Genomic DNA, 20,498 nt, shown 5'->3' on the forward strand with positions numbered 1-20,498 from the left:
GGGGGGGGAGGGCAGGGGCTGGGCGCGGCGTGTGGCTTGCGGCGTCGCCCCCACCCGGCTTCGGCTGGGCCTCAGCCACCCTCCCCATGAAGGGGAGGGAGATTGGGCGCACGGGTTTGGCCGCCGCGCCTTTCGGCGGGCGGTGGGAGGGCTGGGCGGAGCGCCGGGCCGACGCCCGGAGTGTGATGTGTGTTACCGTTTCGACGCCGACAGACGCTCCGCGCGGACGGGCTTCCACGAGCTCGGGGCAGGCGCCGGTCTTATCGGCTACCCCCGGCGCCCGCGGCGGGCGGGGGCCTGCTTGCGACAGGCCTCCCGGAACGGTCCGCGTAACCCCCGCGACCCTGGCCGGAACCTCTCTGACGGACGGGTCGAACGCCCCGTCACCAGGCTCCGTCGGCTTCTTGTCTTGATGCCTGGCCTACCGCCCTTCGGGCTGCTTGAGGCCGCGAAAGCAGCCAGCGCCCGTTGGGTGGCAAGCCGGGCGTCGGCGCCGGCGTTCGCCCGCGTCGCCGCCCTTCGCATCCTGGACCGCCCGGCGCGCTCCGCCCGACGCGCCGCTGGGCTCCCGCCCTCGACCGGCCGCCGCGACGGACGCCGCACGGTCCGACAAGAACCCCGCTCCATCCGCTCCCGCCGCCCGCAAGGTCGCAGGCCTCACGAGCCCTCCATGCGACGGAACGAGGGCAGGGTGGCATGGCGGGGAAGTATGGCGGGCTGAAAGGGGGTGGCGGAGGGGGAAAGGTAGGAAATTGCCGGGGTTGGGGCGAGGAGGTTTGAAGGGGAGCGTCGCGTTGGTTGCTCAGTGCGGTTTTCTGTGTAACGTCACTCATTGAGTCTTGATCTCTTAAATTTCTGAGCCCGGCGCTCGCTTCACTTTACTGGCTAGGTACGTATGGCGGCCAACGCACTCGCAAAGACTTTAATTCCTCGGCCAGTGGCAACGAAGACGGGCGGTGGTGACGTTTCGCTTGGTTCTAGGCAGACGCAAGAACTCGTCTTTGCCCTTGTCGGTCCGGTAGGCTCCGGTGTGACTACTACCGCGACCATCCTGTCAGAAATAATGAAGGAAACATACGCCTATGAAGTTGAAATTGTTAAGATAAGTAAAATTATTGAGATCGACGCCATAAAGGTATCCATGGCGGTAGATATGTCAGGCGCGGTGTCCCGTATAGAGGGGCTTCAAAGTGCCGGTAATGCGCTGCGGGAAAAGTATGGATATGACTATTTGGCTAAAAGAGTTGTTGAAACGATAAGTAATGGAAGAGAAGCGCTAGTTGCTTCCGATAATGATGTTGAGTCACCATTCAAAAATGCTAAACCGCGTAGGCGGGTTACTATAATTGATTCTATAAAGCATCCTGATGAATTAAATATACTTCGTCGCGTTTATGGCGATTTGTTTTACACTTTTTGTGTTTTTGCTCCTGAATCTGTTAGGATGAAAAGAACGCAAAAAGGATCTGTAAAGCGTAGCGGCGTCGATAAAATCTTTGAGGTAGATGAGCACCACGGATCAAATGCTGGTCAACGTGTGAGGGACACCTCTTTTTTGGCCGATTTCTTTGTAAGAAATGATCTTGACAATCAAGAGCAGCTGAAGAAAACGTTAGATAGATATCTCGAGATTATATTCGGAACGAAAATACATACGCCGCAGCTCGATGAAACGGCCATGTATGGTGCTATCGTCGCTGCTCGAGGATCTGCTTGTCTTTCTCGTCAGGTGGGCGCGGTAATATACAGTTCTGACGGGGAGTTGATTGGTCAGGGGTGCAACGATGTGCCGAAGGGCGGGGGCGGTCTATATGAGGCGGAAGATAGTCAAAACGATCACCGCTGCTACAAATGGAAAGGCCGTGTCTGTCATAATGATACGGAGAAGGGTGAGCGTTACGACGAAATTGTTCTAGCACTTGAAAAGGCAGGGCTAGTTTCGCCGGAGCGCTCGGCTGAAGTGAAGGGTGTGGTCGCGTCCACTCGCCTTAAAGATCTGATCGAATTCTCTCGGGCGGTTCACGCAGAGATGGAGGCGATTATTTCGGTGGCGCGAAATGCGAACGATGGTCTTGTAGGGGCCACGCTCTATTGCACCACGTTCCCGTGCCACAACTGTGCGCGACATATCGTTGCCAGCGGAATTTCACGAGTTGTGTATGTGGAGCCATACGCTAAAAGCCTCGCCACCAAGCTGCATGATGACTCATTGTCGGCTTCGGCAACTGCTGAAAAACATGTTGTTTATCAGCAGTACCAAGGCGTAGCTCCTCGGAATATCGATCGCTACTTCGGTGTTCGTGGGGAGCGGAAGCGACTCGGTAAACTTGTTGAAACGCCTTCGCGAGAAGCTGTTCCCGTTGGGCTCGCGCCCCTTGACGGAATCGCCATTCGTGAGACGCTAGTAATTGCGGAAACGGCCTCGAAAGAGGTTAGTTTGGGAGCGAACCTAAATGACCAAAGGGAAGAAGGATAAGGACCAGTTCGAACTGGATCTGAATGTGGCCTTGGTTTTGGATAACGTTACCGCGATCACCTGCCATGGCGTTCGGACTTCCAAGCCACCTGCTGCCGTGCATGACATTGGTAACAGTCTGGTAGTGGCCCAAGCTGTGGCGCGCAAAGAACGGGCAGAGAGAGTGCTTCGTTCGGTTGGGTTGATGGCCTAAGTTCTCGCCCCACATTTTTCTTTACATTTCGGTCGCGTCGCAGAGGCGGGCGCTTCCAACTTGAGGTTGGTCCCCTACCGCCCCTTTCTGAACGCCTCCGCCTTTTCGGCCGCCGCCTCTTTCCGCCAGCGTTTGGGGGCTGACCTGTCGACCTCTTCCCCCGCGCCCGTCAGGGCTTCGTTGGCGAACTCGAGGTCGAGGAGTTTCATCTTCTTGATCTCGTCGCGCAGGCGGGCGGCTTCCTCGAACTCGAGGTTGGCGGCGGCGTCGCGCATGCGGCCTTCCAGATCCTTGAGGGCGGCCTGGAAGTTGGAGCCGACGAAGGGCCTGGCCTCCTCTGCGACGCCGGGGCGGGTCAGGCGGTCCAGGTCGCGGGACTCATAGGGGCTCTCGAGGATCTCCTTGATGTCGCGCTTGACCGTCTCGGGCGTGATGCCGTGTTCGAGGTTGTAGGCCTGCTGCTTCTCGCGGCGGCGGTCGGTCTCGGCGATGGCGCGCTCCATCGAGCCGGTCATGCGGTCGGCGTAGAGGATGACGCGGCCGTCGACGTTGCGCGCCGCGCGGCCGATGGTCTGGATCAGGGAGGTCTCGGAACGCAGGAAGCCCTCCTTGTCCGCGTCGAGGATGGCGACCAGGCCGCACTCGGGAATGTCGAGCCCCTCGCGCAGCAGGTTGATGCCGATCAGCACGTCGAATGAACCGAGGCGCAGGTCGCGCAGGATCTCGATCCGCTCCAGCGTATCGACGTCGGAGTGCATGTAGCGGACGCGCACCCCTTGCTCATGCATGTATTCGGTCAGGTCCTCGGCCATCTTCTTGGTCAGGGTGGTGACCAGGGAGCGGTAGCCGGCGCGGGCGGTGGCCTTCACCTCGTCGATGACGTCGTCGACCTGGTTGCGGGTGGCGCCGGAGACGGGGCGGATCTCGACCGGGGGGTCGATCAGGCCGGTGGGGCGGATGACTTGTTCGGTGAAGACGCCGCCGGTCTTGTCCAGCTCCCAGGCGCCGGGGGTGGCCGAGACGAAGACGGTCTGGGGCCGCATGGCGTCCCATTCCTCGAACTTCAGCGGGCGGTTGTCGATGGCGGAGGGGAGGCGGAAGCCGTACTCGGCCAGGGTCGATTTGCGGCGGTAGTCGCCGCGGAACATGGCGCCGATCTGGCCGACGGTGACGTGGCTCTCGTCGACGAACAGCAGGGCGTTGTCGGGGATGTATTCGAAGAAGGTGGGCGGCGGCTCGCCCGGCGCGCGGCCGGTCAGCCAGCGGCTGTAGTTCTCGATGCCGGCGCAGGAGCCGGTGGCCTCCATCATCTCCAGATCGAAGCGGGTGCGTTGTTCGAGGCGCTGGGCCTCCAGCAGCTTGCCGTTCTCGACCATCCAGTCGAGCGTCTCCTTCAGCTCGGCCTTGATGCCGGTGATCGCCTGATTCAGCGTCGGGCGCGGGGTGACGTAGTGGCTGGCGGCGTAGACGGTGACCTCGTCCAGCGCATTGGTCTTCTTGCCGGTCAGGGGGTCGAACTCGTCGATGGCCTCGATCTCGTCGCCGAACAGGCTGATGCGCCAGGCGCGGTCTTCCAGGTGGACGGGGAAGATCTCCAGCGTGTCGCCGCGCTTGCGGAACATGCCGCGCTCGAAATGGACGTCGTTGCGCTTGTATTGCAGGGCGATGAGGTTGGCGCGCAGCTTGGCCTCGTCGATCTGGTCGCCGACCTTCAGGTTGAAGGTCATGGCGGTGTAGGTCTCGACCGAGCCGATGCCGTAGATGCAGCTGACCGAGGCGACGACGATGACGTCGTCCCGCTCGAGGATCGCGCGGGTGGCGGCGTGGCGCATCCGGTCGATCTGCTCGTTAATCGAGCTGTCCTTCTCGATATAGGTGTCGGTGCGCGGGACGTAGGCCTCGGGCTGGTAGTAGTCGTAGTAGCTGACGAAATACTCGACCGCATTGTCGGGGAAGAAGGCCTTGAACTCGGAATAGAGCTGGGCCGCCAGGGTCTTGTTGTGGGCCAGGATCAGGGCCGGGCGCTGGGTCTGTTCGATCACCTTGGCCATGGTGAAGGTCTTGCCCGAGCCGGTGACGCCCAGCAGCACCTGCTCGCGGTCGCCCTCGGCCGCCTGGGCCACAAGCTCTGCGATGGCCGACGGCTGGTCGCCGGCGGGCTGGTACTTGGTCTCCAGCCGGAAAGGGACGCGCTTCTTGTTGGTCGGGCGGTCGGGGCGGTGAGGAACCCAGTCGGCGGGGGCGGCGGGCGCCTCCTCGGGCGTCAGGCGCGGGCCGTTCACTGGCGCGAAGGCGGGCGCGCGACCGTGGTCGAAGACGACGGGCGCCTCGCTGAGGCCCGGATTGGGCGTGTGAACGGGCTTGGTCGGTTTCGCGGGAGAACGGGCCATGAACATCAAGGTAATGCGCGCGTGTGCAAGGCGCTAGGCCCGGCGGGGGCGGGGCGGGGCCAGAATCCGCCAGTGCGCCACCACAGGTTGAACTTACATGCGCCACAGTCACGCTTGCATGTCGCCGCAAGTGGGGCGAATTCGACGTATTAAGGACATATTTGAGCACAATGTGTCCGAAATGGACGAAATAACGGTCCGAACTCGGCCTTTGCGCGTCAAAAATGCCTCATAATTTCCCCTAACAATGATTTTTTGAAAGAAATTGGTTGATGCTGTGACGGCCCAGCCATAGCCATTGCAGCAGCCAAGAAGCGTAATGACGAACATTGGTTTTCAGCGTCGCTCACAGAACGACGTGATGTTCAGTAACGATTAACAGGTACACAGAGGCTTATGCGCACTCGTAAAGACTACCTGCTGGGCACGACGATGGCGGCTGGGGCCGCCGCACTGTCGATGGCCATGCTTATTCCGGGGACGGCGCTTGCTCAAAGCGCTTCGAATACTGACCAGGAAGCGACCCAGGTCGACGAAATCGTCGTCGTCGGCTCGCGTATCCGTCGCGACAACTATAACGCGCCTTCGCCCACGCAGGTTGTGACGCGCGAAGAAGCGACGCTGCAAGGCTTCGCCTCGACGACGGAAGCTCTGCAGAGCACGGCCGTCACGGGCGGCACCTCGCAGATCAACAACTCGTTCGGCGGCTACGTCACGGACGGCGGCCCCGGCGCCAACACCATCGGCCTGCGCGGCCTCGGCCCGAGCCGCACCCTGGTGCTGCTGAACGGCCGTCGCGTCTCGCCCGCCGGTTCGCGCGGCTCGGTCGGCTCGGCTGACCTGAACGTGCTGCCGACCGCCATGATCGACCGCGTCGAAGTCCTGCGCGACGGCGCCTCGTCGGTGTACGGCTCGGACGCCGTGGCCGGCGTGGTCAACATCCAAACCCGCAAGAATTTCGAAGGTCTGATCCTCGAAGCTCAGCGCAATGAGCCGCTGGAAGCCAACGGCAATGGCGGTTCGACCCGTCTGTCGCTGACGGGCGGTACGCGCGGCGATCGCTGGCGGGCCGCCGGCTCGATCGAGTACTATCAACGCGACGAACTGACCCTGCGCGACCGTGAGTTCACGCGCTGCCAGACCGATGGCCGTCGTCCGACCGCCGCCGGCGTCAGCCGCGACTACATCGACCCCCTGACCGGCAAGTCGAAGTGCTATCCGATCACCTCGACCGGCTCGAACGGTTCGTCGATCAACACGATCGGCGTCGGAGTCGAAGGCCCGCTGAACAGCGCCGGCAACCGCACCTTCCGCGAAATCGCCGGCACGGCCGCCACTGGCGCGCGTGCGGGTCTGTTCAACCGCTTCCGTCCGAACTCGGGCGTCACGACCGGGCCGATGGCCGGGTTTGAAGGCGTCGGCGGAACGGGCGTGAACCTCAACGTTCGCGACACCTTCGATGATCGTATGCTGAACCAGTCGCTGGTTTCGCCGGTCGAGATCGTGACCCTGTACGGTGAAGGCGCCTATCAGCTGAACGCTCTGGGCAACGCCGAGCTGTATGGCGAATTCCTGCTCAACAACCGTGAATCGTCGCAGACGGGTTACCGTCAGCTGGCGCTGGACTACGCCAAGGGCAGCCCGCTGATCCCCGCCGGCGACCTGCGCAACAGCGTCTTCTCCGCTGACCAGGGCCTGAACCAGGGCAAGGACATCGGCGTTCGCGCCTTCATCGGCTTCGGCAACGACCGCTCGCATCAAGAGCAGCGCTTCAACCGCAACGTCGTCGGCATCAAGGGGGACTTCTTCATCCCCGATTGGCGCTACGACCTGTCGGCCAGCTACTCCAAGTCGCGTTCGGAATACACGAGCCAGCAGTTCCTGCAGGATCGCATGATCGCCAGCCTGGACGTGGTCGAAACCGCGCCGGGTCAGTTCCAGTGCCGCAACCTGGCTTCGAACCCGGGCTGCGTCGCCGCGCCGGCTCTGAGCTCGCAGACCATCGGCGGCGTGCTGCCGAAGACCTGGGTCGACTACGTGTTCCGTCCGGTCAAGGGCGTCACCGAGTTCGAAGAGAAGATCGTCAGCTTCGGCGTCGACGGTCCGCTGTTCGACCTGCCGGCCGGCAAGGTCATGGGCTTCTTCGGTGCGGAATGGCGCGACTCGGAAATCGACGACACGCCTGCGCTCGATTCGATCAACGCCAACCTGTACAACTACTCCAGCTCGCAGCCGACCCGCGGTTCGGACTCGGTCTGGGAAGTGTTCGGTGAAGTCGAAGCGCCGCTGCTGCGTGACGCGCCGTTCGCTCAGGAGCTGACGCTGAACGCTTCGTTCCGTTACACGGACTACGATTCGTACGGCGACGACACGACCTATAAGGTCGGCCTGGTCTATCGTCCGATCGACATGCTGACGTTCCGCGCCACCTATGGCACGTCGTACCGCGCGCCTGCGCTGTTCGAACAGTTCCTGGGCGCCACGTCGGGCTTCCAGAACGCGAGCGCTGACCCGTGCAACAGCTATGGTGCAGAGGGCGTCAACGAGAACCGTGTCGCCAACTGCGCCTCGCAAGGCCTGCCGGACAACTTCCAGGCGACCAGCAGCGTGGCGGTTTACAGCGTCGGCGGTGCGGCCAACAACCTGGAAGCTGAAACCTCGACCAACCTGACGGTCGGCATGGTTCTGCAACCGACCCTGCCGGAAGGCTGGGGCGACCTGGCTTTCGCTGTCGACTACTATGAGATCGAAGTCGAAAACGGCGTGGCGCGTTATGGCGCTTCGAACATCCTGTCGGAGTGCTACGACTCTCGTCCGGAAGACTTCGCCAACAAGACCGGCATGTGCGGCTTGATTTCGCGTGACGCGGCCAAGAACAACCAGCTCACGGTCGAGAACGGCTACGTCAACCTGGCGACTGACGTCGTCAAGGGCCTGGATTACACCCTGCGTTATCGCAAGGATGTCGGACCGGGCACGGCGCTGTTCAATCTGGCGATCACTCAGTACACGGAAATCTCCAGCAAGCTGTTCGCGGACGACCCGCTGGAAGACGACAAGGGCATGATCAACAACCCGGAATTCACCGGGAATGCTGACGTCTCCTATGCGTGGGACAAGTGGCGCGTGCGCTATGGCGTCGAGTGGATCCAAGGCATGGACAGCTACGACTACTATGGTCTGGATCCCGCCACGACCCAGTACGACCTCGATGTGCCGGACTATTGGCTGCACAACGCCTCGGTTCAGTACACGGGTGAAGGCTGGACGGTCACGGCCGGCGTTCGCAACCTGCTGAACGAAGACCCGCCGACGATCTCGTCGGGCGTGTACAACCGGGTCGGCAACGCCCCGCTGTACTCGGGTTACGACTACCTGGGCCGGACGGCCTTCGTGAACCTCACGAAGTCCTTCTAAGGTCTGACCTGATTTCAGGTTGAGGAGAGGGCGGCGGACTTCGGTTCGCCGCCCTTTCTGCTTTTGAAACGGCAGTTTCCGGGTTGTGCGAAGCAGGGCGGGTCGCCAAGGTCCGCAACCATGAGTGAGCTTCGCGACGTCTTCATCACCGGGACCGGCGCCGTCCTGCCCGGCGAGCGGATCGGCAACGATCGGATGGAGGACTTCATCGGCCGCATCGGCGGGCGGGCGTCCGCCGTCGGGCGCCGCGCCCTGCGCTGGAACGGGATCGAGGGGCGGCACTACGCCCTGAACGTGGACGGGGAGCCGCTGCATTCCAACGCCTCCATGTGCGCCGAGGCGGTGCGGGCGGCGCTGGACGAGGCGGGCTTGAGCCTCGGCGACCTTGAGCATCTGGGCGCGGCGGCGACGCAGGGCGACTATCTGGTGCCCGGTCACGCCAGCGCGGTTCAGGCGGAACTGGGCGCGGGGCCGCTGGAGGCGTTCAGCTATCAGTCGGTCTGCGCCAGCGCCCTGATGGCGGCCAAGGGGGCGTGGCTGAGCGTGCGCGCGGGCGAGGCGGACGTCGCCGCCGCCTGTGCAGGCGAGTTCTCGTCGCGCTGGTTCCGGCCCGCCTTCTATGAGGGCACGGCGCTGGTGGATGAGAAGGGCCGGGCGCGGATCGAGGCGGACTTCCTGCGCTTCACCCTGTCGGACGGGGCGGGCGCCGTGGTGATGGAGCCGAGGCCGAAACCCGAGGGGCTGAGCCTGAAGGTCGAGTGGATCGACATGACGTCCCTGGCCGGGCGCTTCGATCCCTGCATGTGGGCCGGATCGACGCCGCAGGCGCGCGCCGACATGACCAGCGCCTGGAGCCACGCCGGCCCGGCGGCGGCTCATGCGGCGGGGGCGGTGGCCCTATTGCAGGACTTCGACCTGCTGAAGATCGTCATCCGCGCCTGGATCGGCGTCTGGCTGGAGAAGGTGGACGCCGGGCGGATCGTGCCCGATCAGGTCGACCATCTGCTGTGTCATTACTCCGCGCGGTCGCTGCGCGAGGAGATCGTCGGCCTGCTGGAAAGCACTAAGGCCATGATCCCGGAGGAGAAGTGGTTCACGACGTTGGCCGACAGCGGCAATGTCGGCTCGGCCTCGATCTGGGTCATGCTGGACGCCTTCCTGAAGTCGGGACGCGGAAGGCGCGGAGACAGAGTGCTGTGCATCGTGCCCGAGAGCGGGCGGGCGATGATCGGCTTCATGATGCTGGAGATTGTGTGATGGCGGAACGCGAAGCCGAGGCGGCGGTGGCCGACACCTTGAGGAAGCTGGCGGTGGTCTTCGCCGATTTCGAGCAGCGGCTGGAGGCGACGCCGCTGATCCGCAAGCTGACGCGCGGGCGGTTCGAGGTCGCCGATTACCACGCCTTCCTGATCAACCTGCGCCAGCAGGTGAAGGACGGGGCGCTGTGGATGAGCCGGGCGGCGTCGAACATCGGCGAGGACCATCTGGAGCTGCGCTCGACCCTGATGCGCCATGCGGTGACGGAGCATCGCGACTTCCGCCTGCTGGAAGCCGACTTTGTGGCGGCGGGCGGGGCGCTGGAGGACATCCAGTCGGCGCCGAAGAATGTGGGGTCCGAGGCCCTGTCGGCGTGGATGTTCCATGAGGCGTCGAAGCCCGATCCCTTCGGCCTGCTGGGGGCCATGTTCATCATCGAGGGGCTGGGCTCGATCAAGGCGCGGCCGTGGGGGCTGAAGGTGCAGGAGCGGCTGGCCCTGCCCGACGAGGCGGTGCGCTTCCTGCTCTATCACGGCGACAACGACGCCGAGCATATGAAGGAGTTCGAGGAGATGCTGGGCATGGTGCTGCCCGATCCCTTCATCGCAGAACGCATCGTCACGACGGCCAGGGTGACGGCGCGACTCTACGCCCTGCAGATCGAGGAGATCGCGGCGTGAGGTACTACAAGCCGGGGGAGGATCCGTTCGACCCCGCGCGGTTCGATCCCAAGGATCCTGATCCGTGGATGGCGCTGTATCTGGACCACAGCCTGCCGATCGACGACGGAGCCAAGCGCGATCTGTTGCTGGGGGCGCGGTCGCGGTCGCGGCGCTGGCTGTTCCCGGTGGCGCGGCCGTTGGTGTTCCTGTTCTTCTGTCTGGTGAAGGTGCTGCGGGTCATCTCGCCCAAATACCCGAACCTGAACGGCCTGCTGCACAAGACCATCCACTGGGGCCTGCGGACCTTTGTGACGCCCGAGGGCAACCGGGTGATCCTGCGCCACTTCCACGTCGGGTCCGAACTGACCGCCTTCGTGCGCGAGAACGCGGGGGTGGGCGACAAGGTGACCAAGTGGCCGCTGACGCCGACGCGGTTGAAGGACATCGAGCCGGACCTGTTCCTTCAGCACGACCTGAACATCTTCAACTTCGTCATCGAGATGAACGCCGCCCTGCGCGCGGAGGGGCGGGAGCTGACGCCGCCCGAACGCATCGACTTCTCCATGATCTCGGACGAATTCCCGCCGTTCGAGGAGTTTCCGCGCAAATGGCACAACTTCGTCGACGTGCAGACGGCGGTGGAGTTCTACACCCCCATCTACGCCTTGATGCTGCCGAGAGACGACTTCGTGCGGGCGTCCAGTTCGCTGCAGCTGGATGAGGTGATGGCCATCTATATCGCCCGCATTCTGGGGACGAGCTACCACATGGCCTTCGTAAAGAACGGCCATCCGCTGGTGGCGCTGTCGACGCTGCAGGCGGGCTATCGGCTGATGATGCATGGGCTGGATTCGGAGGCCATGCACGGCTGGCTGCGGGTGATGAAGGCGCGCCAGGCGGCGGGTCTGCCGCTGGACCCGGCCAACTCGGGCGCGCCGAAGTAGGGCGCGGAGTCTAGGGCGTTTTCCGCTGGCGCCCGGCGCGGCGGCTGCTAGCGTGGCGGTCATGAAATCGGCGCGCTCCTTTCTGACCTCTCTCAGCACGCTTGTGCTGCTGTCGCTTGTGCTGGGCCTGCTGGCCGGGGCGGCGGCGCAGGCCTGGGGCCTGCCGGGCGGTCATGTGACGGCGGACTTCATCCAGGCGCTGGGCCAGCTGTGGCTGAATGCGCTGAGGATGACGATCATCCCGCTGGTGTTCAGCCTGCTGGTGACGGGCATCGCCTCCATCGCCGATGCGGCGCGGACCGGGCGGCTGGCGCTGAAGGCGGTGTCGTGGTTCGGCGGGCTGATCGTCTTCGCGACCATCTATGCCGTCGCGGCGGCCTATGGACTGCACGCCGTCTGGCCCATCGACCCGGAGGGAGCGCGCCTGCTGCTGGCGATCAAGCCGGAAGGCGCAGAGGGCCTGGGCGCGGGCGCGCCGTTCAGCGAGTTCCTGAAGACCATCGCCCCGGCCAATCCGATCCGCGCGGCGGCCGAGGACGCCATTCTGGGCATGGTGGTGTTCGCGGTCTTCTTCGGCTTTGCGGCGTCGGGCCTGCCGGAGCGGCTGCGGGTTCCCCTGATCACCTTCTTCGAGGCGGTGGGCGAGACGATGATCGTCATCGTCCGCTGGGTGCTGAAGGCGGCGCCGCTGGGCGTCTTCGCCCTGTCGATCGGGGTGGGGCTGACGGCGGGGGCCAGCGCAGCGGGGGTGCTGCTGCACTATGTGGCGCTGATCTCGCTCGCCTGCATCGGCATCGGCCTGATCTTCTACCCGCTGGCGGTCCTCTTCGGGCGGGTGAGCCTGGGCCGGTTCGCGCGGGCGGCGGCCCCGGCGCAGGTGGTGGCCTTCTCGACCCAGTCGTCGCTGGCCAGCCTGCCGGTCATGGTCGAGCGGGCGGTCGACGAACTGGGCGTCAAGCGGTCGACGGCGGGCCTGGTCCTGCCGCTGGCGGTGGCGGTGTTCCGCATCACCAGCCCGGTCGCCAATCTGGGCGTGGCCATCTACTGCGCCCATCTGTTCGGGCTGGAGCCCTCGGCGGGACAACTGCTGGCGGCCATGCTGACGGCGGTGCTGATCTCGATCGGCACGGTGGGGTTGCCGGGGCAGGCCAGCTTCTTCGCCTCCATCGCCCCGATCTGCATCGCTATGGGGGTGCCGCTGGAGTTGCTGCCGCTGTTGCTGGCGGTCGAGGTGGTGCCGGACATCTTCCGCACCCTGGGCAACGTCACGGCTGACCTGGCCGTGGTCCGCATCGTCCAGGGCGGAGAGGTCGAAGCCGCAGAGTGAACATCGGTTGACGACGCGGCCGCGCCGAGGTCAAGCTTTCCCACGGGGCGTAAGGGGAGTGACCATGAGCAAGACGATTCTGCGCGCGGCCGCCGCAATGGCGACGGTCGCAGCCATGACATGCGCCGCCGCGGCGCCCGCCCAGGCCCAGCAGGCGGCGACGGTCGAGGCGCGCTCGGCGCCCGGCGGGGTGGCCGTGACCTGGCGCCTGGCCGAGCCGACGACGCGCGTGGCGTTTCTCAATCAAAACATCGTCCGCACCGAGTGGACTGTGACGACGCCGGGCCTGACGTTGACGGATGGGGCGGTCGAGGGCGAGGCGCCGTTCCAGTCCTTCGAGATTCTGATCACGCCCGACACGACCGAGCGCGACCGCGGCTACCTTGCCCTGGCGCAGATCGGATCGGGAAGCATCTTGTACGGACCCGCCGTGGCGTTGCGGGGCATGGACGCCGAGCTGACCGCGCGCCCGGCGGCGGGCGAGACGGCCTTGCCGATGTCGAAGGCGGAGAAGGGCTCTGTCTATCTCGGCCCTCAAAGCCAGGTCGAGACCTATCCAGGCGCCAGGCTGGCGATCGGCGAGACCGTGTCGCCGACATTGGCTGGGATCATGCGCGACGGCTTCTTCGCGGCCCAAGCCTTTTTCGGCGCGCGGCTGGGACGGGATCTGCCGTATGAGCCGGTGCTGTTGGTGACGACCGACAGCCCGGGGCCGGTGGATTTCCGCGGCGACGTGAGCGACAGCGGCGTCATCTCGACCCGGTTTCACGGGGCGGCCTGGGACGAACCGCCAGCGCACGTGGCGGCCGGCCTGGCGACCTTCGTCAGGCATGAGACCTTTCATCTGTGGAACGGACATCGGCTGGAGAACCGGGACGGCGAGGCCGCGCCCTGGCTGCATGAGGGTGCGGCTGAATACGGCGCCTGGGCGGCGGCGGTCTCCACCGGCGCGGTGACGGAGACGGCGGCGCATGAGGCCCTGTCGCAACGGTTGAACGGGTGCCGGAAGGCGCTGGGCGACCGCGATTACGACCCGGCGCGGCTGCGCTCGGGGTCGGCGGTCTATGATTGCGGGACGGTGGTGCAGTGGCTGGCCGATCTGGAGACGCGCCAAGCGTCGTCAGGCGCGCGGGACGTTTTCGACCTGTGGAAGGACATTTTGGATCAGGGCATGGCGGGCGACGGCTACGGCGTCGCCGAGTTCCGCGCCCGGCCCGAGGGCGAACGCGCGGTGGCTTTGTTGATGGACGGTCCAGGGGCGACGCGCTGGGGCGGCGTCGCCGCGCGGCTGGCGACGCTGGGCGTCACCCTGGAGGAAAAGCCTTCGCCGGACGAGTACCGCGCGGCGGCCCTGTTCCACCTGAACGGCGAGAACTGCACCGGGGGGAGCACAGGCTTCTATCGGACCGAAAAGGGCGTGCGGCTGGATACGGGCGACAAGTGCGGCGTCCTGTCGGGCGATCCCTTGCTGGCGAAGGTCGAGGGTCATGATCCGATGACGGACGCGACGGCCATGTTCTTCGCCGTCCAAGCGCGCTGCGCGGCCGCCTCGCCTGTGCGCTACAGCACGCAGGAGGGGCGGATGATCGAGGCGAAGTGCGACAGGCCTTTGATCGCGCCCCGGGCCTGGAGCGTTACGGGCGCCCCGGCGCTGGCGACGCGAATCCAGTGACTGGTCGCGCGACGCTGGAGGGAGAGTCTGGCGAGGGCGGCGCGGCTCACTCCTCCATCGCCTCGAACATGGCTTCGGCTTCGTCGAAGGTGTCGTAGTCGAGGCGTTCGGGCGGTCGCAGGATGACGAAGCGGCTGAGGACGGGCGCGTCCGGCTCGGTGCGGCGGTCCCACTGCCAGAAGCTGCGGTCGATCCGGCTTTGCAGCAGAGTCCAGTCGCCGTCGTCGGCGGGCGGGCGCGGCGTGTGGTTGGTCATGCGTGGTCAGCTCCCCTGCTGGCGGATGCAGCAAAGCCTGTGGGGACGCGGGTTGTCAAAGCCGGCGTGCTGTTCCTTCTCCCCTTGTGGGAGAAGGTGGCTGAACGGAGTGAGGTCGGATGAGGGGTTGCGAGACCTCAGCCTCGGCCTCTCGTCAAACCTCAAACAGACCCCTCATCCGTCCGGCTTCGCCGTCCACCTTCTCCCACAAGGGGAGAAGGGATGTCAGTCGCCCTTCGTCCCTGACGTATGCGCCGGCCCCCGGAATACCGCGTTCAGGAACAAAGGCTTCAGCCCTTCCAGGAAGGCGCGCATGGTTACGTCCTGGGTGAAGGCGACGACCTGGCCGCGACCGACTTCGGAGGCCATGGCGACGGGCTTGTAGGCCAGCTGGCGGCGGTTCTCGGCCCACAGCTGGCCGGACGCCAGCACCTGATCCGGTCCGGCCAGACGCACGACGTTGGTCCCCTGGTCGCGGGCCAGCGGAGTGTAGATGTCCGAGCCGCGCACCATGACGCTGAGGGTCGGGGCGACGCCCGCGCCCAGCCAGTGTTCGTTGTCGACCACGGCGCTGGCCAGGACGCCGGCGACCGGATCGGGCGCGCCGCCGTGGTGGCCGGTCAGGGCCATGTATTCGGCGTCGGTGGCGATCTCGCTGCCGCCGTCCTTCTTGTCTTTGTCGCCGTCGCCGGAGACGGCGTTTTCGCGGCGGCTCTCCAGCAGCTTGGAATCGGGATCGGTCAGCAGACGGCTGGCCGAGCCGACGCCGATCAGGACGCCGCCCGCCTGGACCCAGGCGCGCAGGTTGGCGACGCCGCTCTCGCCGAGGATCTGCTCATAGTTTCCGCCCGACGGCAGGATCAGCACCTGGTAGCGGGACAGGTCGGCGTTCGCCAGGCGGCGGGTGCGGACGGCCGTGACGGGCCAGCCGTATTCGCGCTCCAGCACATGGCGGATGGAGCCGGCGGATTCCGGCTCGGTCGGGTCGTCCCAGGCCATGGCGACGCGCGGGGCGGCGATGACGGTGGCCTTGTCCGAGCCGACGCTGGGGCCGCTGGAGACCCAGGAGGTGGCCAGGGGCGTCACTTGGGCGCCGCTGCCGGCGGCCAGACGGCGGACGCGCTCGTCGAGGTCGGCGGGCGACCCGGCGCGCGGCACGATGAAGGTTCCGCCCGGATAGGCGCGGCCGTCCAGGGTGAAGGGCTCCTCGACCGAGCGGACCGGCAGCTTGTCCGTCAGGGCGGCGGTGAGGAAGCGCATTCCCGCCGTGCCCGGATGGATGGCGTAGCCGTAGGCCGCGTCGCCGGACGCCACGGCGGCGGGACGGATCAGTTCAGGGCCGACGGCGGCCGTCTGCACCGACGGAGCGCCGGTGCAGCGCTGGCTCGGCACATTGAACAGAAGCGGAAGGGACCAGCCGGTCAGGTCGTAGATCTCGTCGCCCAGGCCGCGCGCGCGGCGGGCTTCCTGCTCGGCGAGGAATTTGGGGTCCAGCGGCACGTCCTTGGCCAGCAGGGTCTCGGCCATGCGGCGCTGGGGCTGGGACAGGTTCACCACATAGTCGCCCGCCTGATAATTTTGGCCGCAGGCGGAGAAGGCGGCGGTGGCGCGTCCGACTTCCAGTCCCGAACGGACCAGCAGGCCCGCCAGCTTGTCGGCGGCGGCCGGGTCGGCGGCGGCGGAGCGCGACAGGACATAGGCGCCGCGTCCGCCCGAAATCCCGTCGCGGTGGAAGGCGTAGAAGTCGCTGAGCAGCTTCTCGCGGTCGCGGGCGGCGGTCTCGATGGTCGACAGGGTGGCGGTCAGGTGGCCCTTGACCGTGTCGGCGTAGGTCAGCATCTCGCCCGACGACCGCCGCGCGATCAGGCCGCGCGACGAGCCCTGCTCATAGGTCATGGAGACGGCGCCGAAATAGGCGGGCCAGCCGTCGCCGTAGCCGGGATAGAAGGCGTCAAAGGTCTCGCGCGTGAAATAGTCCAGCCCGGCCTGGTCGAAGCGCCCGGCGGTGTTGCGGCCGAACCGCTCGCGCGCGTCCAGGATCGGCGGATAGATCCAGGGGTTCAGCGGCTGGGCCTCGGGCGGGAAGAAGAAGCTGGAGTCGGTGCCCATCTCGTGGGAATCGACCACCACCTGCGGCCGCCATTCGCGGATGAGGGCCGAATGGCCCTGCGTCTCCGGCTGGGACTGGATGAACCAATCGCGGTTCAGGTCGAACAAATTGTGGTTGAAGCGGCCGGACGGCCACGGCTCGGCCCGCTCGGCCGACAGGGGATCGCCGTTGGGCTGGGCGCCGAGGCCCGCCTCGAAGCTGTTGATGAAGCGCTCGCGCCCGTCGGGGTTCTGGGTCGGGACGAAGACGACCACGACGTTCTCCAGCCAGCCCTGCGCCTCGGCGTCGAGGCTGTCGGTCAGGCGGCGCGCGGCGATCAGGGCGGCGTCGGCGGGGCTGATCTCATTGCCGTGGACGGAATAGGCCATCCAGACGATGGCCGGGGTGTCGTTGATCAGGGCGCGGGCCTGCTCGGGCGAGGTCTTGCGCGGGTCGGCCAGGGCGTTGGTCGCGGCCTTGATGGCGTCCAGTCGGGCGATGTTGCGCGGCGAGCCGACGGCGGCCCAGAACAGGGGGCGGCCTTCCCACGACTGGGCGTAGTCGCCCATGACCATGCGGTCGGGATTGGCGGTCCGCAGCGCCTCGAAATAGCGGCGCACGTCGGCCGAGCGGGTGATGCGCTCGCCGCTGTCGTGGCCGACGACAGCCAGAAGTTCGGGCTGATTCTGTTGCGCCAGGGCGGGCGCGGCGCCCAGGGCCAGGCTGAGCGCCAGCAGAGAACAGGCGGCGCGGCGACGATACGGCATGAGAATACTCCCCCTACGGAACGCCGACCTTAACCGTGGAGCCGAGGGGAAGGGAAGCGGCGCCGCGCCGTCATTTCTTTGGGTTTCGAGCCGGAACGCGACGGAGATCAGGTTGGGGGGCTTGGGTCAGGAAGAAATGGATGGAAAGCGCACGCCGTCGCGATCGCCGGGAGGCCTTTTCGCCGCCGATAGCAGGTGCGCGCCTTGTGGCGAATGGGTCGATGTCCTGTAGAGGTCACCAGGCGTCGGGTTCGCGGACCACGTGCACGATGTTGGCGGGGTTCATGATCCAGCCGCCGCGAAACGCCTCGCCCAGCGGTTCGATCAGGTCGCAGCGTACGGCGCCGCCGTCCTCCAGCCGTCGCAGGGCGGCGCTGTGGTCCGGGGAGAACAGTTCGAGCCAGACCTCGGCCTGGGTCAGGGTGTCCGAGGCATCGATCCAGAGCTGGTTCGGGCCGAGCTTGAAGCCGATTGCGGGCGCTTTCTCGTCGATGCTCTCTAGTCCGACCACGTCGCGATAGAAGGCGACCACGGCCTGATGCTGGTGGCCAGGCACCTTCATGGCGATGTTGACGCCGCCTTCTATCTTGATGGTCATGGGGAGGCTCACTTCCGGTTGTCGCTGGTGGGAAGGGCGCCGCGCAACTCGGAGGGATAGAAGCCCTCGCGCAGGTTGATGCCGTATTCGAGCCAGGCCTTCATCGCCGACAGCATGGCCGCCCAGCCTTCGCAGTTGGCGAAGGAGGCCTTCTTCCCCGCCGCGTCGTCGAGCCATCCAGACTCGGCGATGGTGACGAAGGTCGAGCCGTCGTCCAGCGGCTCGAACTCCATGACGATGCGGGTCTTGAAGGCAGGCTGTCCGTCAGCCGTGTCCGCATCCCAGCGCAGCACGATGCGCTGATCGGGCGTGACCTCCTCGACGTCCACGGGAACGGAGCCCCACCAGATGACGACAGCCCCTGGCGTCAACGGCGCGCTGGCGCCGCCCAGGGTGGTGAAATAGCGGCTCAGCTTGTTCGGGTTGACCACTGCGTCGAACACCTCGTGAGGCGGCTTGGCGATGCGCCCCGAAACCGTGAAACCCAAGGACATGTTCGAACCCTTCGTGCTTGCAGGAGGTCAGTTTATGTTATAAAAAAATAACATGTCAAACGAGACAGAAGATGATCGTGTTTTCAAGGCGTTGGCCCATGCTCGTCGTCGGCAGATGCTGGACTGCCTGAAGGAAGGCCCGGTCACCACCGGCGGATTGTGCGAGCGTTTCGACGACATGGACCGCTGCACCGTGATGCAGCATCTGAAGGTGCTGGAAGGCGCAGGTCTGGTGGTGGCGCGAAGGGAGGGGCGCGAGCGGTGGAACCACCTCGACGCCCTGCCGATCAAACGCATTCATGACCGCTGGATCAGCGAATACGCTGGTCACGCCCTGTCTTTGATCGACCGGCTGAAGCACGACCTGGAAGGCGCTAAGCGGTCCTGACGCAAATCAGATAGCGAAGGTCGTTGACTCATACGGTATGCCGCATACACTGTGTATCACACACTATGTGACGGCAGGTGAGGCGGCGACGTGGACCGGGAACTGTTCGAGACGATGCGGCTGGAGCTGCGGCGCGGGACGCTGGTCCTGGCGGTGCTCGCCTGCCTGCGGACCGAACGCTACGGCTACACCCTGCGGCAGGCGCTGGCGGCGGACGGGCTGGAGATGGAGGAATCCACCCTCTACCCCCTGCTGCGGCGGCTGGAGGGACAGGGGCTGCTGACCAGCGAGTGGCGCGAGGAGGAGAAGCGAAAGAAACGCTTCTACGTCCTGTCGCCGGCGGGCGAGGCCATGCTGGCCGCCCTGACCGAGGAATGGCGCGGCATCAACGCCTCGCTGGAACGGATTCTCTAAAAGAGATGGGAGAGGGCGCGATGGACATCATCGAACGCTATCTGGAGGCCGTGGCGGCGCAACTGCCGACCGAGGACCGCGAGGACATCGTCGCCGAATTGCGCGATCTGATCCTGAGCCGCGTCGAGGCGCGCGAGGAGGAGCTGGGCCGGGCGCTGAACGACGAGGAGAAGGAGGCGATCCTGCACGAGATCGGCCACCCGCTGATCGTCGCCGCCCGCTATCGCAAGGGACCGGACAGCCTGATCGGCCCGGAGCTGTTTCCCTACTGGCTGTTCGGGGCCAAGGCCGGGCTGATCGTCATTGCAGCGGTGCAGGCGCTGGGGCTGCTGATCAGCGTGCTGGGCGCGCCGGCCGATTTCGGGCGGGCGATCAGCCAGGCCTTCCACGGCTTCTTCTCCGGAGGGCTGACCCTGCTGGGGGCGCTGACCCTGGCCGGGGCGATCATGGAGCATTACGACATCAAGCCGAAGTGGTTGACGAAATGGCGGGTGCGCGACCTGTCGGCCTTCGGTCTGGCGGATCCGGCGAAATGGGGCGCGTCCCTGTCGGGATCTGAGAAGGCCAAGGCCGAATGGTTGCCGAAGGGCGCGCGCGTCTGGGGCGTGACGGCGAACGACAAGCCGGGGCTGGAAGCGCTGGCTTCCCTGATCGTCGGGGGCGTCTTCGTGATGTGGTGGATCGGCGTGATCCGCTTTCCGGGCCTGGGCGAGTTCTCCTTGAGAAGCGGCGCGGTGGGGATCGAGGCGGCGCCGGTGTGGGCGGCCCTGTACGGCCCCATCCTGGCCCTGGCCGTCGGCGGCATGGCGGTGGACGCGGTCAGCCTGATCCGCGGGCGCGAGGGGCGGTTGACTTGGCTGCTGAAGATCCCGCTGGCGGGCGCGGCGCTGTGGGTGCTGTGGCGGCTGTTTGATGCGGGCTGGTGGCTCACCCTGACCCAGGGCGCGGCGAGCGCCCGCGTCGAGGGCGGGGCGACGAACATCAATCTGGACGCCCTGCGCGCGGTGAGCGAGGCCAGTCGTGACCTGGATGGCACGGCCCTGACGCTGGGTACGGTGCTGACCTGGGTGTTCGCGGTGATGGCGATCAGCTTCGTCGTCAATATCGCGACCTATGTCTGGCGGCTCGCGACGACGCGCGAGGGGTGAGCCGTT

Annotated in this window: 16 protein-coding genes; 11 read left to right on the forward strand and 5 right to left on the reverse strand. The window is 65.8% G+C overall.

Annotation, left to right across the window (positions count from 1 at the left end):
• The first annotated feature begins 895 nt into the window (after positions 1 to 895).
• Positions 896 to 2,476, forward strand: coding sequence for an anti-phage dCTP deaminase (locus tag BJP32_RS16910; RefSeq protein ID WP_083673936.1), 1,581 nt, complete (start codon positions 896 to 898; stop codon positions 2,474 to 2,476).
• Positions 2,454 to 2,669 (forward strand): hypothetical protein, encoded by a 216-nt coding sequence (locus tag BJP32_RS17125; RefSeq protein ID WP_143255444.1) that lies wholly within the window; start codon positions 2,454 to 2,456, stop codon positions 2,667 to 2,669. The genes BJP32_RS16910 and BJP32_RS17125 overlap by 23 nt, the downstream gene beginning before the upstream one ends.
• A gap of 74 nt (positions 2,670 to 2,743) precedes the next feature.
• Here the strand turns inward: BJP32_RS17125 and uvrB are convergent, their stop codons facing one another.
• Complete coding sequence (uvrB, locus tag BJP32_RS07960) at positions 2,744 to 5,059, reverse strand: excinuclease ABC subunit UvrB (protein ID WP_076223756.1); 2,316 nt, start codon at positions 5,057 to 5,059, stop codon at positions 2,744 to 2,746.
• A 396-nt stretch (positions 5,060 to 5,455) separates the two neighbouring features.
• Between uvrB and BJP32_RS07965 the strand changes: the two genes are divergently transcribed.
• From BJP32_RS07965 to BJP32_RS07990, 6 genes are all read left to right on the forward strand, one after another.
• The gene (locus BJP32_RS07965) at positions 5,456 to 8,476 is read left to right on the forward strand and encodes a TonB-dependent siderophore receptor (protein ID WP_076223578.1); all 3,021 of its coding nucleotides are present in this window, start codon (positions 5,456 to 5,458) and stop codon (positions 8,474 to 8,476) included.
• Between the two features lie 120 nt (positions 8,477 to 8,596).
• Positions 8,597 to 9,733: a beta-ketoacyl-ACP synthase III gene (locus BJP32_RS07970; protein WP_076223580.1), complete on the forward strand. Its 1,137-nt coding sequence runs from the start codon at positions 8,597 to 8,599 to the stop codon at positions 9,731 to 9,733.
• Positions 9,673 to 10,413, forward strand: a complete 741-nt coding sequence (locus BJP32_RS07975) for an iron-containing redox enzyme family protein (RefSeq protein ID WP_143255446.1) — start codon at positions 9,673 to 9,675, stop codon at positions 10,411 to 10,413. The genes BJP32_RS07970 and BJP32_RS07975 overlap by 61 nt, the downstream gene beginning before the upstream one ends.
• Positions 10,410 to 11,339, forward strand: coding sequence for a hypothetical protein (locus BJP32_RS07980; protein ID WP_003166096.1), 930 nt, complete (start codon positions 10,410 to 10,412; stop codon positions 11,337 to 11,339). Before BJP32_RS07975 ends, BJP32_RS07980 begins: the two co-directional genes overlap by 4 nt.
• A 61-nt stretch (positions 11,340 to 11,400) precedes the next feature.
• Positions 11,401 to 12,666 carry a dicarboxylate/amino acid:cation symporter gene (locus tag BJP32_RS07985; protein WP_076223583.1) on the forward strand — a complete coding sequence of 422 codons (1,266 nt, stop codon included), beginning with the start codon at positions 11,401 to 11,403 and terminating at the stop codon, positions 12,664 to 12,666.
• 64 nt (positions 12,667 to 12,730) lie between these two features.
• Positions 12,731 to 14,338: a hypothetical protein gene (locus BJP32_RS07990; protein ID WP_076223584.1), complete on the forward strand. Its 1,608-nt coding sequence runs from the start codon at positions 12,731 to 12,733 to the stop codon at positions 14,336 to 14,338.
• A gap of 46 nt (positions 14,339 to 14,384) precedes the next feature.
• On the opposite strand, the gene BJP32_RS07995 is transcribed toward BJP32_RS07990, so the two are convergent.
• The 4 genes from BJP32_RS07995 to BJP32_RS08010 form a co-directional block, all read right to left on the reverse strand.
• Positions 14,385 to 14,594 (reverse strand): hypothetical protein, encoded by a 210-nt coding sequence (locus BJP32_RS07995; protein WP_076223586.1) that lies wholly within the window; start codon positions 14,592 to 14,594, stop codon positions 14,385 to 14,387.
• Between the two features lie 225 nt (positions 14,595 to 14,819).
• Complete coding sequence (locus tag BJP32_RS08000) at positions 14,820 to 17,450, reverse strand: M14 family metallopeptidase (RefSeq protein WP_076223588.1); 2,631 nt, start codon at positions 17,448 to 17,450, stop codon at positions 14,820 to 14,822.
• 235 nt (positions 17,451 to 17,685) lie between these two features.
• Positions 17,686 to 18,048, reverse strand: coding sequence for a hypothetical protein (locus tag BJP32_RS08005; RefSeq protein ID WP_076223590.1), 363 nt, complete (start codon positions 18,046 to 18,048; stop codon positions 17,686 to 17,688).
• An 8-nt stretch (positions 18,049 to 18,056) separates the two neighbouring features.
• The gene (locus BJP32_RS08010) at positions 18,057 to 18,542 is read right to left on the reverse strand and encodes an SRPBCC domain-containing protein (RefSeq protein ID WP_076223591.1); all 486 of its coding nucleotides are present in this window, start codon (positions 18,540 to 18,542) and stop codon (positions 18,057 to 18,059) included.
• 52 nt (positions 18,543 to 18,594) lie between these two features.
• On the opposite strand from BJP32_RS08010, the gene BJP32_RS08015 reads away from it, so the two are divergent.
• From BJP32_RS08015 to BJP32_RS08025, 3 genes are all read left to right on the forward strand, one after another.
• Positions 18,595 to 18,930, forward strand: a complete 336-nt coding sequence (locus tag BJP32_RS08015) for a helix-turn-helix transcriptional regulator (protein ID WP_076223593.1) — start codon at positions 18,595 to 18,597, stop codon at positions 18,928 to 18,930.
• Between the two features lie 114 nt (positions 18,931 to 19,044).
• Positions 19,045 to 19,344, forward strand: a complete 300-nt coding sequence (locus BJP32_RS08020) for a PadR family transcriptional regulator (RefSeq protein ID WP_076223758.1) — start codon at positions 19,045 to 19,047, stop codon at positions 19,342 to 19,344.
• Positions 19,345 to 19,364: 20 nt separating this feature from the next.
• A complete protein-coding gene (locus tag BJP32_RS08025) occupies positions 19,365 to 20,492 on the forward strand; it encodes a hypothetical protein (RefSeq protein WP_076223595.1) in 1,128 nt (375 codons plus the stop codon).
• Positions 20,493 to 20,498: the final 6 nt, after the last annotated feature.

The organism is Brevundimonas sp. ZS04, assembly GCF_001956865.1.
Lineage (GTDB): Bacteria > Pseudomonadota > Alphaproteobacteria > Caulobacterales > Caulobacteraceae > Brevundimonas > Brevundimonas diminuta.

Excerpts from the sequence above, each read along its gene's own strand:
- BJP32_RS16910 (WP_083673936.1), top strand. The coding sequence starts at position 896 with ATGGCGGCCAACGCACTCGCAAAGACTTTAATTCCTCGGCCAGTGGCA.
- BJP32_RS17125 (WP_143255444.1), top strand. The coding sequence starts at position 2,454 with ATGACCAAAGGGAAGAAGGATAAGGACCAGTTCGAACTGGATCTGAAT.
- uvrB (WP_076223756.1), bottom strand. The coding sequence starts at position 5,059 with ATGGCCCGTTCTCCCGCGAAACCGACCAAGCCCGTTCACACGCCCAAT.
- BJP32_RS07965 (WP_076223578.1), top strand. The coding sequence starts at position 5,456 with ATGCGCACTCGTAAAGACTACCTGCTGGGCACGACGATGGCGGCTGGG.
- BJP32_RS07970 (WP_076223580.1), top strand. The coding sequence starts at position 8,597 with ATGAGTGAGCTTCGCGACGTCTTCATCACCGGGACCGGCGCCGTCCTG.
- BJP32_RS07985 (WP_076223583.1), top strand. The coding sequence starts at position 11,401 with ATGAAATCGGCGCGCTCCTTTCTGACCTCTCTCAGCACGCTTGTGCTG.
- BJP32_RS07990 (WP_076223584.1), top strand. The coding sequence starts at position 12,731 with ATGAGCAAGACGATTCTGCGCGCGGCCGCCGCAATGGCGACGGTCGCA.
- BJP32_RS07995 (WP_076223586.1), bottom strand. The coding sequence starts at position 14,594 with ATGACCAACCACACGCCGCGCCCGCCCGCCGACGACGGCGACTGGACT.
- BJP32_RS08000 (WP_076223588.1), bottom strand. The coding sequence starts at position 17,450 with ATGCCGTATCGTCGCCGCGCCGCCTGTTCTCTGCTGGCGCTCAGCCTG.
- BJP32_RS08005 (WP_076223590.1), bottom strand. The coding sequence starts at position 18,048 with ATGACCATCAAGATAGAAGGCGGCGTCAACATCGCCATGAAGGTGCCT.
- BJP32_RS08010 (WP_076223591.1), bottom strand. The coding sequence starts at position 18,542 with ATGTCCTTGGGTTTCACGGTTTCGGGGCGCATCGCCAAGCCGCCTCAC.
- BJP32_RS08015 (WP_076223593.1), top strand. The coding sequence starts at position 18,595 with ATGTCAAACGAGACAGAAGATGATCGTGTTTTCAAGGCGTTGGCCCAT.
- BJP32_RS08020 (WP_076223758.1), top strand. The coding sequence starts at position 19,045 with ATGCGGCTGGAGCTGCGGCGCGGGACGCTGGTCCTGGCGGTGCTCGCC.
- BJP32_RS08025 (WP_076223595.1), top strand. The coding sequence starts at position 19,365 with ATGGACATCATCGAACGCTATCTGGAGGCCGTGGCGGCGCAACTGCCG.